We start from the raw sequence: 14,000 nt of genomic DNA, 5'->3' as shown, positions 1-14,000 counted from the left end.
GCCGCAGACGGGGATGGACTACCACTCCCTCAACGCGATGCTCAACCTCTACGACGCGGACGGGAACATCCAGTTCGACAAGGATCGTGAGGCCGCGAAGCAGTTCTTCCTGCAGCACGTCAACCAGAACACCGTCTTCTTCCACAACCTCAAGGAGCGGCTCGACTACCTGGTCGAGAACGAGTACTACGAGGCTGCGACGATCGAGCAGTACTCGCTCGAGTTCATCCAGCGGCTCAACGACCTGGCGTACTCGAAGAAGTTCCGGTTCCAGACGTTCCTCGGTGCGTTCAAGTACTACACGAGCTACACGCTCAAGACGTTCGACGGCAAGCGCTACCTCGAGCGCTTCGAGGACCGCGTCGTGATGACCGCCCTCGGCCTGGCGCAGGGCAACGAGCAGCTCGCGATCGACCTCGTCGAGGAGATCATCGCCGGCCGCTTCCAGCCCGCGACCCCGACGTTCCTCAACACCGCGAAGGCCCAGCGCGGCGAGCTCGTCTCCTGCTTCCTCCTCCGCATCGAGGACAACATGGAGTCGATCTCGCGCGGCATCAACTCCTCGCTGCAGCTCTCGAAGCGCGGCGGCGGCGTGGCCCTGCTGCTCTCCAACATCCGCGAGGCCGGCGCCCCGATCAAGCAGATCGAGAACCAGTCCTCGGGCATCATCCCCGTGATGAAGCTGCTGGAGGACTCCTTCTCGTACGCGAACCAGCTCGGCGCGCGTCAGGGTGCAGGTGCCGTCTACCTGTCGGCCCACCACCCCGACATCATGAAGTTCCTCGACACCAAGCGCGAGAACGCCGACGAGAAGATCCGCATCAAGACGCTGTCGCTCGGCGTCGTCGTGCCGGACATCACGTTCGAGCTCGCGAAGAACAACGAGGACATGTACCTGTTCTCGCCGTACGACGTCGAGAAGGTCTACGGGATGCCCTTCGGCGACGTGCCGATCTCCGAGAACTACCGCGCGATGGTCGACGACTCGCGCATCAAGAAGACGAAGATCAAGGCGCGTGACTTCTTCACGACCATCGCCGAGATCCAGTTCGAGTCGGGCTACCCGTACATCGTGTTCGAGGACACGGTGAACAAGGCCAACCCGATCAAGGGTCGGATCAACATGTCCAACCTGTGCTCGGAGATCCTGCAGGTCAACACCCCGACGACCTTCAACGAGGACCTGTCCTACAAGGAGATCGGCAAGGACATCTCCTGCAACCTCGGCTCGCTGAACATCGCGCTGACGATGGACTCGCCGGACTTCGGCAAGACCATCGAGACCGCGATCCGCGGCCTGACCTCGGTCTCGCAGATGTCGCACATCTCGTCGGTCCGCTCGGTCGAGGACGGCAACGACAAGTCGCACGCCATCGGTCTCGGCCAGATGAACCTGCACGGGTACCTCGCTCGTGAGCGCGTCTTCTACGGCTCCGAAGAGGGCATCGACTTCACGAACATCTACTTCTACACGGTGCTGTTCCACGCCCTGCGCGCCTCGAACACCATCGCGATCGAGACGGGGGAGACGTTCGACGGCTTCCGTGACTCGAAGTACGCGTCGGGCGAGTTCTTCGACAAGTACACCGACCAGGCCTGGGTACCGGCGACCGCCCGCGTCGCGCAGCTGTTCGCCGACGCGAACATCGCGATCCCGACGCAGGACGACTGGAAGGCGCTGAAGGCGTCCATCCAGCAGTACGGCATCTACAACCAGAACCTGCAGGCCGTCCCGCCGACCGGATCTATCTCGTACATCAACCACTCGACGTCGTCGATCCACCCGATCGCGTCGAAGATCGAGATCCGCAAGGAAGGCAAGCTCGGCCGCGTCTACTACCCGGCGCCGTTCATGACGAACGACAACCTGGACTACTACCAGGACGCGTACGAGGTCGGTGCCGAGAAGATCATCGACACCTACGCCGCGGCCACGCAGCACGTCGACCAGGGTCTGTCGCTCACGCTGTTCTTCAAGGACACCGCGACCACGCGCGACATCAACAAGGCTCAGATCTACGCATGGCGCAAGGGCATCAAGACGATCTACTACATCCGTCTGCGCCAGCTCGCCCTCGAGGGCACCGAGGTCGAGGGCTGCGTCAGCTGCATGCTGTAGAGCTGCTGCTCGCTTCCTGGAGGCGCGGGGCGAACCCCGCCCCGCGCCTCCAGTCCGATCGATCGTCCTGTCCACCACCACCACCCGGAAGAAAGCCATGACCCTCACCGACCCGGTCCACGCCACGGGCAAGTCCATCCCGCTGATCAGCGCGGTCAGTGCCATCAACTGGAACCGCATCCAGGACGACAAGGACGTCGAGGTCTGGAACCGTCTGGTCAACAACTTCTGGCTGCCCGAGAAGGTGCCGCTGTCGAACGACGTGCAGTCGTGGAACACGCTGACGCCGGAGGAGCAGCAGCTCACCATGCGGGTGTTCACCGGCCTGACGCTGCTCGACACCATCCAGGGCACCGTCGGCGCGATCAGCCTGATCCCCGACGCGATCACCCCGCACGAAGAGGCCGTCTACACGAACATCGCGTTCATGGAGTCGGTGCACGCGAAGAGCTACTCGTCGATCTTCTCGACGCTCGCCTCGACGCCCGAGATCGACGACGCCTTCCGCTGGTCCACGGAGAACCCGAACCTGCAGAAGAAGGCTCAGATCGTCCTCGACTACTACACGGGTGACGACCCCCTGAAGCGCAAGGTTGCCTCGACGCTGCTCGAGTCGTTCCTGTTCTACTCCGGCTTCTACCTGCCGATGTACTGGTCCTCGCGCGCCAAGCTCACCAACACCGCCGACCTGATCCGTCTGATCATCCGCGACGAAGCCGTCCACGGGTACTACATCGGCTACAAGTTCCAGAAGGGCCTCGAGGGCGCTTCCGAGGAGCGCAAGCAGGAGATCAAGGACTACACGTTCTCGCTCCTGTTCGAGCTCTACGAGAACGAGGTGCAGTACACGCAGGACCTCTACGACGGTGTCGGGCTGACCGAGGACGTCAAGAAGTTCCTGCACTACAACGCCAACAAGGCGCTGATGAACCTGGGCTACGAGCCCATGTTCCCCAAGGAGACGACGGACGTGAACCCGGCGATCCTGTCGGCACTGTCGCCGAACGCGGACGAGAACCACGACTTCTTCTCGGGGTCGGGCTCGTCGTACGTCATCGGCAAGGCCGTCGTGACGGAGGACGAGGACTGGGACTTCTGATCCTGGTCTGACTCACGGGAACGCCCCGCTGGCTCCGGCCCGCGGGGCGTTCTCGTTCGTCGACGGCTCCACCGGGCATCGGACTCCAACGAGTACGACCCCAGCTGGGTCGCCGTCACCGCCCTCGACGGGGTACATCTCGTGCCCGACGGAGCGCGACTGGCGGTGAGCGTCGCGCTGAGTACTTCGAGGCGCCCATCGACGCCGTCCCGGTAGCCGATCGTCGATCAAGGCGATGCGTGGTCGTCAGGCATGGCCTCGCGGGACTGTGCCGAACGGTCGATGCACCGGAACGTCGTCGCCCCGTACGGTCGGGAGATGCTCCAGCGAACCGCCGTCGTCACCGCGGCCCTCCTGATCACGCTCGTCTCGGTCACCGGGTGTGCGGCCGGGCCGGGAGGCGCAGCCTCCTCCGCCGATACGGCGGCGGTCCCGCAGCTGGACCCGCAGGTCGCGTCCACGCTCGACGACGCGCTCCGCATCGTGCGGGCGAGCCCCGGTGTCGCGAGCGCGACGAACCGGATCGAGCTGCACCAGCGCTACACCGCCCTGGACGGGACGGACGTCACACCCCCTGGGCTCGACGCGTGGAACAACCGCGACGCCGGGCCGGCCGCGCCGCCCCCGATCGGCGCTGTCTCTCCGGACGACCCCGCGGTCCCTCCGATGCCCACGCCCTCGGCTCGTCCCGCACCGCCGGCCGGCGCGACCGAGTCACACTCGTTCTCGAGCGCCTTCGTGGTCATGATGGACGCGGACGCAACCCCGTCAGAAGCGGCGGCCGTCCCGGTCGCGATGGCGGAGCAGATCGCCTGGACCGGGGTCACCCTCACGCTGCAGGTGCCGGCGGGGCCGGAACATGTCCGCTCCACCGTCACCTACTCGGGCACCTTCGACCAGTGGATCCCTGACGAGACCGCCCTCGGTGTCGCGTCCGGACTGGCCACGCTCGCCGCCACGCCGGGCGTCACCGGACTCGAGGCGAGCATCCCGCAGACGATGCGCGTCGACTACGGCTCGCTGACGATCGGGGTCTCCCCGGCGGACGGCGCCACGCTCGCGCGGGTGCACGGTGTGATCGACGAGACCGCGTTCGCCGAGACGACGCTGCACGGGTCGTTCGGGAACGGGGCGAAGCCCTAGCCGGAGCCTTGACCGCACGCTCGGCCAGCGCCCTGCTCGCGGGCGCTGCCGTGTCGCAGGGGTCAGCCCTCCACCCACACGTCCGCACGCCCTCCGGACCGGCACTGCAGATCGGCTCCGAAGCGGACGTCGGTCCACTGCAGGTCGACGGGTTCTTCGTGCAGCCGGATCCCGGCTGCGTCGAACAGCGCGACCCGTCCCGGACCGTCGGGTGTGCCGTCGAGTTCCGCCACCCAGGAATCACCGCTCCGCGTCCTCGTCGATGCGCCGAACGTTGGGGTGCATGCAACCCCCGAGCACAGTGCGACGGCGTGCACCTCGCCGGACGACTCCGGGACGTGGATCGAGACGGCGTTCGGCTGGTCGTAGTCAGCGCAGACCGAGTCCGGCGTGATCGAGCAGCCCGCGAGCACTGAGGCCCCGACGCCGAGCGCCGCCGCGATCGCGAGCTTCCCGACCCTGGTGAGCATGTGTCAATCCTAGGCTCTGCTGGTGGGCGCGAGCAGATTGGGCTCCGTGCAGCCCACGCCGAAAGCCGTCGTCACCGCAGCGCTCCTCGACCTGACCGGGAAGGGGGAGCACCCCATCGTCGTCACCGCAGAGGGCGACCGCATCACCGGTACCTGGTCGATGAACCTGTCCGGGCAACCCACCGGCGACGGCGGCATCACCCTCCTCGGCAACGCGACCTGGAACTGGCACGTCACGCTCCTCGACGGAGGCCTGTACAAGGCGTCGATGAGTTCGAAGAACTGGCCGGAAGGTGGTGGCTACGCCACGTTCCGTTCCTCATGGGTGGCCGACCCGATGAAGCGGGTCCTCGCCGATCACGGCTGGCAGCGTCGGAAGAACGCGTTTGCTCGTGCGTGGGGAGCGCTGACCGGCCGGCGGTGAGGACCGCGCCACCGCTGGCTGCGGGGCGGGCCGCTGCCGCGCCTCCAGACCGGCCTGGAGGCTCGCAACCCGCGGGTTCGACGGCTCCCGTCGTTCCTGAGGTCGCGTCCCGTGCCGCCGGATCGAGCACGTCGTGTCGCCCCCGCCGGTGCCCCGGCTCCGAGCGGGTGAGCGGGTCAGACGACTACCTGCGGCTCCTGCTGCGCCTCCAAGCCGCTCCGTCCAGGAAGTGGAAGTGCGCGCCGAACTCGTTCGGACGATCCGTCGGGTCGACCCGCTCGACGGCGAACACGACCCCGTGCAGCAGGAACGTCCCCGCCGTGAGCTCGTCGAACGTCTCGGCTCCGAACGGCATCCCGTCGCTGATGCCGTACGAGAGCGAGCCGTCGGGCCAGGCCCGCAGCGTGTCGAAGTCCCAGAAGTCGACGTGCCACTCGCCGACGAGACGGGGACGGACCCAGCGCTGGTTCCACCACGGCCCCTCCACGTCGTACGCGTGGTCGGGGCGGACGGACAGGTACCCCGCGAGATCGCCCGGGTGATCCGGCAGGTGCAGCAGGTAGAGACCCGCTTCGACGCGCGTCGGCAGCGGAGGCGGGGACTCCTTGTGCGGCCGGAACACCATGCGCACACCGTAGCCGCCGGCTGGAGGCGTACGCGTCATCGGCCTGTTGAGACCGGCTCCGGGATGGGAGGATCGCGCCGTGCCCCTCCGTGATCTCGCGATGCTCGACGACGCGACGTTCGACATCTCCGACGTGCGGGTGACCGACGGGTGCGTCGTCCTGCACGGGTCGGTGGTCGAACGCGGCACGAGCGTCGGGACGGCCCGTCTGCCCGTCACGCTCACGGTCCCCGACGCGGTCGACGTCACCGTGGACCTCGCGGGCGGCACCGGGGACCTCGTGCTCGACCGCGTCGAGGTGACCCCGACGACCGTGACGCTCGTCGGCGTCGTCCCCGCCCGGGTCGTCGTGACGACGTCGGTGCAGAGCCAGGCGCTGCTCGAGGTGGGGTCGACACCGATCGCGGTGCGTCGCTGGGGGCGCTGGCGGTCCTGGGAGACGGGCGCACCGGTGGTCCTCGACCACCGGGCCGTCGTCGAGCGGCTGCGGACCACGACCTGTCCGGAGTGCGGGCACCCGTGGTCCGAACACTCGATCGACCCGGACGAATCGCTGACGATGTGCAGCGAGTGCGCGTACGAGCACGACCACGGGCAGACGCCCCCGGGTGCGACGGTCTGCTTCGCGCGGGTCCCTCGCGCACTGGTCGAGCCTCGGTCAGCGTCCGCGCGGACCTCTCTGAGCGACGGACCGCCGGTCGATCGGGGAGGGTCCGTGGCGTCGAGCACCGGCGGGTTCTTCCGTCCGACGATCTCGAGCCTGCGGGAAGCGAGTGCAGCCCTCGCGTTCGGGATGGTCTCGACCGACGAGGTGAGTGCACTCGCGGCCGAGCTCCTGGCAGCGGGACACGACGGTGAGTCGCTCGTCGCACTCGCTTCCCTGTACTCCGGGGCCGCCACTGCCGACGCCCTCGACCTCGGTCGGGCGGCACTCGTCGAAGCCGGTGTGCGGCCAGTGGGCCTCACGGGTAACGAGGTGCCGCTCCTCGCGCTGCGTGTCGCGTGTCACCGCTTCCTCCTCGGGTACTGGACGCTCCGCACCTTCTCGTCCTGGGTGCACCGCGAGATCGGCCACGAAGGGCCTGAGGCGGCACAACAGCTCGCACTGGTCGACGACGAGCTCGACGAGCTCGACGAGCTCGACCATCGACACATCGCGGTCGGTCCGTCGTTTCGTCGAGCGATCGAGCGAATCGCCGTCGAGTACATCGGACTGACCGAAGACGTGGCGAATCCGTCGTCGTCCTGACCGTCGACACCAAGCCAGGCCGACGCGTGGATCAGACGATGCTGCCGCCGTCGACGAGGAGCTCGCTGCCGGTCATCCCCGAGCTCTGGTCGGGCACGAGGAAGAGCACCGTTACGGCGACCTCCTCCGGATGCCGCGCGGAGCGAGCTCGGCCGCCCGCGCTCGGATCAGCTCCGCGATCGTCGCCTTCGCGTTGCCCCGTGCAGACCGAACGACGGCTGTGGCGCGCGTCCCCGGTTGCTCCTGGAGCCTCACCCGCACTGGGTCAGGCTCGTGACCAGGTTGATGGCCACCGCGACCACGAAGGTGCCGAAGAAGTAGGACAGCAGCGCGTGCCCCATCGCGACGCGACGCGAGGGGGTCGAAGACTTCGTGATGCTGCTCGCGCTGTAGGACATCCCGATGGAGAAGGCCGTGAACGCGAAGTCGCTGGACGCGGGGTCCTCGTCCTGGTCGAAGTCGAAACGGTGCCGGTCGTCGAGGTAGTACATCCGCGCGTACTCGAAGGCGTAGACCGTGTTGACGAGTGCCCAGGCGCCCACGACCCCGACGACCGCGAGGATCGCTGCCGCCGTCGAGAGCCGGGGAGGAGGCGTGGTCGACGTGGGACGGAAGTCTGTCCCACAGTCCGGCCGATGTACCGGGGTGACCCCGCGACGACGCGAGCGGTGGGACGGGCGGCGGCCGCGCCTCCACTCCGGGTCTGGAGGCGCGCATCCCGCGGGCGCGACGGCGCCCGCCCGTCAGGTGGTCGCGTGGTGGGCCGCCGACGCGAGCCACCCGTACAGCAGGAGTGCGATCACGGCGCCGGGGACCATCGCGATGATCGCGACGGGGACAGCCCACAGCTGGTGCACCCAGGGGTGTCCGCCCGGCTTCGTGGCTGCCATCGCGGCGAACGACGACGCAGACACCAGCACGGCCCATGCTGCCGTCATGCTGACGATCGGGAGGAAGTTCCACCCTCCGACGAGCAGTGCTTCGGCAAGCGAGAGGAGGAACATCGCCGGTGCGACGACGAAGCCGGTCCTCGCGACGATGCGGAAGGCCTTCCGGGGGCTGTTCATCTGGGCGATGGTGCGCTGGTCGTCCATGGATGTCCTCGGTCAGTACTGCCCGGTGAGGAGGGCGACGAGGGAGCCGAAGGCGACGAGTTCGGCGACGCTCAGGACGGCACCGGCGATGCCTATCGCGGCACCGCTCGTGGCATCCCGCCGCTGTCGCTTCCGGTCACGGACGCCGGTGACGACGGCGCAGATGGCGAAGACGACGGCGGCGAGGACCCATAGCTGCAGCATCAGCGCCACGTACGCCATGAAAGCGGCCTGCAGCAGGACGTACAGGGCCACGCTGACGACGATCGTGGCTGGTCCGGACACGGCGAGCCACCCCAGCTGCCAAGCCGTCGATCGTTCCCGAACGTCGTCGCTCATCTGGTTCCCCCTGCAGATCAGGCTACCGTCGCCGAGCGGACGAACCACTGTCCGGTCCGTGCTGCTCCATCGAGCGCTCGCTTCAGCGGACGTGCTCCCACGACGACAGCGCCGTCCAGTCCTGTGGGTCGAAGGTGAAGGAACTCCCCATCGCGGGTTGATCGAGTGCGCGGCTGATGCGCTCGCCTTGGAGGCTCGCCAGCAGGAGGGCGCCGACCCCGCCGTGGGCGATGAACGCGACGCTCCGATCGGGGGTCTCTGCCGCGATGCGTCGGACCGCGCGCTCGACGCGGCTCTGGGCATCGACCGCTCGTTCCCAGCCACGGATCGACCGATGCGGTTCGGCGAAGAACGCATCGACGGTCGGTTCGAACTCGCTCGGGTCGAGGTAGCCGGTCGCGCTGCGGTCCATCTCGCCGAGGTCCTCGTCGACCTCGTACGCCGTGCTCCACTGCCCGGCGATGACCTCCGCGGTGTCCAGGGCCTTCCGCTCGCTGCTGCTGACGACGCGGAGGGGCTGGGGGAGCAGCGCCGCGATGCGAGCCGCACGGCCACGTCCGACCGCCGACAGACCCCAGTCCTGGATGCGGACGGCCGGTTCGACGGTCACCTCGGGATGGGACACCCACGTGCACAGCATCGTTCGACCGTACCGACACCCTTGGTGGTCGGACACGCATCGGGGAGCCAAGGGTGGTTCGGTGACTCCGCCGCCGGAGCCACCGAACCATCAGATCATCAGCGCCGAGCGACTGCCGACGCGCCCTCGATGATGGTCGCACCCGGGTGGTCCTCGCGATACCGACGAACGTCGCGCGCATCGAGGTCAACGCCGCGGAGGTCGACGGAGACGGCGCCGAGGGTGCTGGGACCGGACGCTGCGAACCACAAAGTTGCAAGCGCCAGCATTCCAGCTGTGGCGACGCCGAACATCGCGAAGGCACCCAGTGCCGCAAGTACTCCTGCGACGGTCACGAGAGCGCGGGTCCTCGTCGTCATGAGAAGCACTTCTGCTTCACAGCGGCGATTCCGAGGAGCTCGGCTCCGAGTGCAGCCGCGGCACCTCCGAGTGCCTGGATCTTCTCCCACTTGAAGGTTGCTCCCCAGAACAACTGCACTGCCTTGGAGACGCCGCCGAGGCTGTTGATCAGTCGCTTGATCTTGAGGATCTTGGCCGCGGGGATCGCAGTCGACGCGATCAGCCACGCGATGGCTCCGGCGCAGCCGAGGATGTCCGCACGACTGCCGGAGAGTAGTTCGGGGTGGTTCTCGCGGAGCCACTCGTGGGTCGCCGCGTCCCCTGCGGCAAGGACGGAATCTGGGATCTGCTCGATCAGGGCGAGGCCTTGCTCGAGGTCGGCTGCCTGGATGTCGAGTTCCTGCGTGCGGGTGATTGCTCCCGAGACCGTGCTCTTTTCCGTAGCGTTCGCCGGAGGCGCAGCGAGCATGGTCGCGCACAGCCCTGCCGCGATCGTCAGCGTGAGGGAGAGCGTGATGGTGGTCTTGTTGGTGAAGGTCGTCACTGTCTTGCCTTTCGTCCTCGGCGCCCCTCGCCGAGGTCTGATCAGCGTGCCCGACCGGGCTCTGAAGATCAAACGTGGTATACCGGACATCTGTCATGAATCAGGAGCGTGACGTCGAACGCGTCAACGGCCTCAGCTGACCGCCGTACGGAGGTTCCCGTGGGGCACGTCCGCGGTGTTCCAACGGAACAGCACGAGGTGCCAGAGGCCCGGGCGCTTCCTCGACGGGTCGATCAGTCCGTCGGCGCCGAGCGCCACGAGGCGGTCTCGAACGAGCCACGAGGTCGGCACACTGCCGTCGGCGACGACCTGCTGCCAGGGGGCCCGTCGCGTCCTCGAGGTCGACCCCGGCCGCCGAACGAGCGGCCGCGTCACGAAGGCCGAAGATCCGAGAAGTCACTACGTCGACCTCGACGATCACCGGCTCCGTTGAGCGCGTGTCCGAGTGCGCCACCAGCGCTGCCTCCACGCCTTCGACGGACGAGCTGAGGTACAGCGTGGGCTCATCCGCGCGTGAGTACTGGCCTGCGGCTCGTGATCCTGTGATGGCGAACGCGCGGAAGCGTGGGTCCACCGCGCGGAAGAAGGTGCCGCGCACCTGCGGCGCGAAGATGTCTCGGTCGTCGCTCAGGACAACATCCTGGCGCTGCTCACGCCGGCGGCGTCGTTCCCGCGCCCTCGGTGTCGTCCGCACCGGCAGGGCCGGTACCGGCCTGGTCGAGGTTCTCGTGCGGGTCGCCCATGTCGCCGGTCACCTTGCCCGCAGGTGACAATCCGAAGTGCTTGCGGACGGCGTTCGCCTCGGTGGCGGTCAAGGAGTTCCCCGCCGCGGCGGGGGAGGGCGCCGCCTTGATCGCGCTCTTCGTGTAGCCGACGTGCAGGTCGGTGCCGTCGAAGGTGGCGTCCTCGACCGGAACGAGCGCGGTGTGACTGCCGAGGAGCCCTGTCGCGACGCTGACGAACGCAGCACTGCCGTCCTCGGCGGAGGGGAACACCTGCGCGACCTTGCCGGCGGTAGCGCCGTCGCGGTCCTTGACGGTCGCGTTCTCGACCTCGTGGATCTTGTTCTTGGTGATCATGGGTGCAGTCAACGCCCCGCTCTGGAGCGCTGCACGAGAGCGACGATCGTGGGAAGGTGGTCGCGGGACATCGATCTGGGGGACTGTCGCATGGGACTCGCTCGGCGGAAGGTCGTCACCGTCCTGCGGTCGGCAGGAGCGGTGTTGTTCGCTGTGGCCGTCCTCACCGGCTGCAGTGGCGGCATCGGGAAGAGCCCGGAGCAGGCGAAGCAGTCCGTCGTGACGTTCGTCGAGGGGTCGACCGACGTGGTGGGGGACGGCTGGGAGATCGGTGAGGGCCCTCGGCTCGGGAAGTGCGGAGTCGGCCTGGGACAAGGGGGCGTGCAGTACGTCTACGCGAAGGTCCGCTCTGCAAGCGCTGATCCAAAGGCCGACGTCGCGGTGGTGGAGCGGCACTGGAAAGACCTCGGGGTGACGACCGAGCGGTACCAGACCGGCGGCGAGGACCCGATCCTCGGCGTTCGGGGCAGGGGCGGCCCGGTGGAGTCGTCCGACTTCCGCGCCGATCCTCGCGGCTACACGATCGACGGCAGCTCGCTGTGCGTCCCGGGTGCCTTCGACAAGATGAGCCTCGAGGGCCAGGAATGACTTTGGCGACCTGATCGCCGGGATCGACCCGCGCCTCCAGGCCGGACCGAGATGAGCACCGGACGGACGGCGCGCCCCGTGGCCGAGGCGAGCCGTCCGTCGTGGCGGGGGTCTACCGCGCTGCCGGCACCGCGACGTGCGCGAGCTCGGCCCGCACGATGTCCGCTCCGGCGGACAGCGCGCCGAGCTTCTGCAGGGCCGCCCCGCGCGCCAGCGGCGCCATGCCGCAGTTCGTGCTCGGGATGAGCTTGTCCGCATCGACGTGCTCGAGCGCCCGGCGCAGCACCTCGGCGACCTCCTCCGGCGTCTCGACCTGCTCGGTTGCGACGTCGATCGCCCCGAGCATGACCTTCTTGCCGCGGATGAGCTCGACGAGCTCGAGCGGCACGTGGGAGTGGATGCACTCGAGGGAGACGATGTCGATCGACGACTGCTGCAGGAGTGGGAAGGACTGCTCGTACTGCCGCCACTCGGCGCCGAGGGTCTCCTTCCACCTGTTGTTCGCCTCGATGCCGTAGCCGTAGCAGATGTGCACGACGGTCTCGGCGCGCAGGCCCTCGGCAGCGCGCTCGAGTGCGGCGACGCCCCAGTCCTGCACCTCGTCGTGGAAGACGGTGAACGCGGGCTCGTCGAACTGGATGACGTCGACGCCGGCGTCCTGCAGCTCGAGGGCCTCCTGGTTGAGGATCGTGGCGAACTCCCACGCCAGCTTCTCGCGGCTCTTGTAGTGCTGGTCGGACAGGGTGTCGATCATGGTCATCGGGCCAGGGAGCGCCCACTTGATCGGCCGATCGGTCTGGGCACGGAGGAACTTCGCGTCCTCGACGAACACCGACCTCGGGCGGCTCACCGCGCCGACGACGGTCGGGACCGCGGCGTCGTAGCGGTCGCGGATGCGCACGGTCTCCTTGCGCTCCTGGTCGATGCCGTCGAGGTGCTCGATGAAGGTCGTGACGAAGTGCTGGCGGGTCTGCTCGCCGTCGCTCACGATGTCGATGCCGTGGCGCTCCTGCTCGTGGACGGCGGAGCGGAGGGCGTCCTGCTTGCCCTCGACCAGCGCGTCACCCTCGAGCAGCCACGGCGACCAGAGTCGCTCGGGCTCGGCGAGCCAGGAGGGCTTCGGCAGGCTGCCGACGATCGAGGTGGGGAGGAGCGTGCTCATGTGCGTGGAGGTCCAGTCGGTCAGTGGGTGAGGGCGGCGGGTGCGGCCTGGTCGGCGAAGGCAGTCTGCTCGGCGAGCCAGCGGTCGAGGAAGTCGCGGTGCGGTGTGACGAGGTGCTCCTCGGTCCAGCGGCCCTGCGTCACGCCGAGACGGCTGCGCTCCTCGCGGTCGTAGGCGATGCCGGTCGACGACCAGTCGTCGTGCTCGAGCGTCGGGCGGAACGTGCTCGACGCGGTCGCGTCCGCGTTGTAGATCTCCGGGCGGTAGATCTTCTGGAACGTCTCCATCGTGCTGATCGTGCCGACCAGCTGGAGGTCCGAGTAGTCGTTCACGACGTCGCCTCGCGAGTAGAAGGCGAGGGGTGCCTTCGACCCGAGCGGCATGAAGTACCGGACCTGCATGCCCATCCGGCCGAAGTAGTCGTCGGTGAGCGAGGAGTGCTCGTGCGCGTACTCCGCGCCGAGGACGGGGTGGACGAAGCCGGTCTGCCGGTAGGTCTGGCTCGTCGAGACGCTGATGCAGACGACGGGTTCCGCGTCGAACTGCGCCCGGAAGGCGTCGGACCGCAGGAAGTGCTGGAAGAGCTGCCCGTGCAATTCCCCGAAGTCAGCGGGGAGCGAGGGTGCCGACGGCAGCCGGACGGCGAAGTCGTGGTCGCGGAGGTACGACGAGAAGTTGTTGCCGACGATGCCCTGGTGGCGCTCGCCGGAGTGCTGATCGACGATCGTGACGTCGAGGACCTCGATCAGCGGGAAGCGCTCGACCCGTCCGCCGTCCTCGAACTGCATCGTGACCGACACGATGTCGAGCTCGACCCGCCAGCGGTCACCGTCCGGGTCTCCGGCGAGGTCGTTGCAGCGGCCGTCGATCAGCGCAAGGGCGTTCCGGAGGTTCTGCTGGCGGTGCTCACCACGCGCCAGGTTCGCGAAGTTCGTCGTCAGGCGGGAGCTCTCGGCGGGGGAGTAGTCCTCGTCGAAGCGCGTCCTGCTGATGCTGAAGGTGATGTCGTTCGCCATGGTCCGCAGTCCGGTCGTCGAGCGCCCGCGGGCACTGTGGGAAGAGTCCTCCGATCATGACGGGAGGCGC

Annotated in this window: 16 protein-coding genes and 2 pseudogenes; 6 read left to right on the top strand and 12 right to left on the bottom strand. The window is 68.0% G+C overall.

Annotated features, from left to right (window positions below; genetic code table 11):
- Positions 1-13: 13 nt before the first annotated feature.
- The 3 genes from nrdE to C1N91_RS13895 all read left to right on the top strand — a co-directional run bounded on the left by nrdE (position 14) and on the right by C1N91_RS13895 (position 4,361).
- On the top strand, positions 14-2,119 hold the full coding sequence (gene nrdE, locus C1N91_RS13905) for a class 1b ribonucleoside-diphosphate reductase subunit alpha (protein WP_137768207.1): 2,106 nt from the start codon (positions 14-16) through the stop codon (positions 2,117-2,119).
- A gap of 97 nt (positions 2,120-2,216) precedes the next feature.
- Positions 2,217-3,218, top strand: coding sequence for a class 1b ribonucleoside-diphosphate reductase subunit beta (nrdF, locus tag C1N91_RS13900; protein WP_058727722.1), 1,002 nt, complete (start codon positions 2,217-2,219; stop codon positions 3,216-3,218).
- 318 nt (positions 3,219-3,536) lie between these two features.
- Positions 3,537-4,361 carry a hypothetical protein gene (locus C1N91_RS13895; RefSeq protein WP_137768206.1) on the top strand — a complete coding sequence of 275 codons (825 nt, stop codon included), beginning with the start codon at positions 3,537-3,539 and terminating at the stop codon, positions 4,359-4,361.
- A 62-nt stretch (positions 4,362-4,423) separates the two neighbouring features.
- Here the strand turns inward: C1N91_RS13895 and C1N91_RS13890 are convergent, their stop codons facing one another.
- Positions 4,424-4,831 carry a hypothetical protein gene (locus tag C1N91_RS13890; RefSeq protein ID WP_137768205.1) on the bottom strand — a complete coding sequence of 136 codons (408 nt, stop codon included), beginning with the start codon at positions 4,829-4,831 and terminating at the stop codon, positions 4,424-4,426.
- A 46-nt stretch (positions 4,832-4,877) separates the two neighbouring features.
- Between C1N91_RS13890 and C1N91_RS13885 the strand changes: the two genes are divergently transcribed.
- Positions 4,878-5,255, top strand: a complete 378-nt coding sequence (locus C1N91_RS13885; protein ID WP_137768204.1) for a hypothetical protein — start codon at positions 4,878-4,880, stop codon at positions 5,253-5,255.
- 184 nt (positions 5,256-5,439) lie between these two features.
- Here the strand turns inward: C1N91_RS13885 and C1N91_RS13880 are convergent, their stop codons facing one another.
- Positions 5,440-5,880 carry a hypothetical protein gene (locus C1N91_RS13880; RefSeq protein WP_137768203.1) on the bottom strand — a complete coding sequence of 147 codons (441 nt, stop codon included), beginning with the start codon at positions 5,878-5,880 and terminating at the stop codon, positions 5,440-5,442.
- A gap of 79 nt (positions 5,881-5,959) precedes the next feature.
- Here C1N91_RS13880 and C1N91_RS13875 point away from each other — a divergent pair, with 79 nt between their 5' ends.
- Positions 5,960-7,129 carry a hypothetical protein gene (locus tag C1N91_RS13875; protein WP_137768202.1) on the top strand — a complete coding sequence of 390 codons (1,170 nt, stop codon included), beginning with the start codon at positions 5,960-5,962 and terminating at the stop codon, positions 7,127-7,129.
- A 31-nt stretch (positions 7,130-7,160) separates the two neighbouring features.
- Here C1N91_RS13875 and C1N91_RS13870 read toward each other — a convergent pair.
- The 8 genes and pseudogenes from C1N91_RS13870 to C1N91_RS13835 all read right to left on the bottom strand — a co-directional run.
- A pseudogene (locus tag C1N91_RS13870) lies at positions 7,161-7,256 on the bottom strand (SDR family oxidoreductase); the annotation flags it as partial.
- Positions 7,257-7,380: 124 nt separating this feature from the next.
- Positions 7,381-7,695, bottom strand: a pseudogene (locus C1N91_RS13865) (DUF1345 domain-containing protein); the annotation flags it as partial.
- Between the two features lie 177 nt (positions 7,696-7,872).
- Positions 7,873-8,223: a hypothetical protein gene (locus C1N91_RS13860; protein WP_137768200.1), complete on the bottom strand. Its 351-nt coding sequence runs from the start codon at positions 8,221-8,223 to the stop codon at positions 7,873-7,875.
- A gap of 12 nt (positions 8,224-8,235) precedes the next feature.
- Positions 8,236-8,562 carry a hypothetical protein gene (locus C1N91_RS13855; RefSeq protein WP_137768199.1) on the bottom strand — a complete coding sequence of 109 codons (327 nt, stop codon included), beginning with the start codon at positions 8,560-8,562 and terminating at the stop codon, positions 8,236-8,238.
- 82 nt (positions 8,563-8,644) lie between these two features.
- Entirely contained in the window at positions 8,645-9,172 is a 528-nt protein-coding gene (locus C1N91_RS13850) for a histidine phosphatase family protein (RefSeq protein ID WP_217496438.1), read from the bottom strand.
- A gap of 385 nt (positions 9,173-9,557) precedes the next feature.
- Complete coding sequence (locus C1N91_RS13845; RefSeq protein WP_137768197.1) at positions 9,558-10,085, bottom strand: hypothetical protein; 528 nt, start codon at positions 10,083-10,085, stop codon at positions 9,558-9,560.
- 132 nt (positions 10,086-10,217) lie between these two features.
- Positions 10,218-10,376: a hypothetical protein gene (locus C1N91_RS13840; RefSeq protein ID WP_368074223.1), complete on the bottom strand. Its 159-nt coding sequence runs from the start codon at positions 10,374-10,376 to the stop codon at positions 10,218-10,220.
- 359 nt (positions 10,377-10,735) lie between these two features.
- The gene (locus C1N91_RS13835) at positions 10,736-11,164 is read right to left on the bottom strand and encodes a hypothetical protein (protein ID WP_137768196.1); all 429 of its coding nucleotides are present in this window, start codon (positions 11,162-11,164) and stop codon (positions 10,736-10,738) included.
- Between the two features lie 90 nt (positions 11,165-11,254).
- Between C1N91_RS13835 and C1N91_RS13830 the strand changes: the two genes are divergently transcribed.
- On the top strand, positions 11,255-11,752 hold the full coding sequence (locus C1N91_RS13830) for a hypothetical protein (RefSeq protein ID WP_137768195.1): 498 nt from the start codon (positions 11,255-11,257) through the stop codon (positions 11,750-11,752).
- A 112-nt stretch (positions 11,753-11,864) separates the two neighbouring features.
- Here C1N91_RS13830 and C1N91_RS13825 read toward each other — a convergent pair whose 3' ends face one another.
- Both C1N91_RS13825 and C1N91_RS13820 read right to left on the bottom strand, forming a co-directional pair.
- Positions 11,865-12,914: a methionine synthase gene (locus tag C1N91_RS13825; RefSeq protein WP_137768194.1), complete on the bottom strand. Its 1,050-nt coding sequence runs from the start codon at positions 12,912-12,914 to the stop codon at positions 11,865-11,867.
- A gap of 20 nt (positions 12,915-12,934) precedes the next feature.
- On the bottom strand, positions 12,935-13,930 hold the full coding sequence (locus tag C1N91_RS13820; RefSeq protein ID WP_137768193.1) for a putative oxygenase MesX: 996 nt from the start codon (positions 13,928-13,930) through the stop codon (positions 12,935-12,937).
- Positions 13,931-14,000: the final 70 nt, after the last annotated feature.

Origin of the sequence: Curtobacterium sp. SGAir0471 (assembly GCF_005490985.1) — a bacterium.
Lineage (GTDB): Bacteria > Actinomycetota > Actinomycetes > Actinomycetales > Microbacteriaceae > Curtobacterium.
Note: the sequence above shows the minus strand (reverse complement) of the source record. Positions and strands in the feature narration are given on the sequence as shown.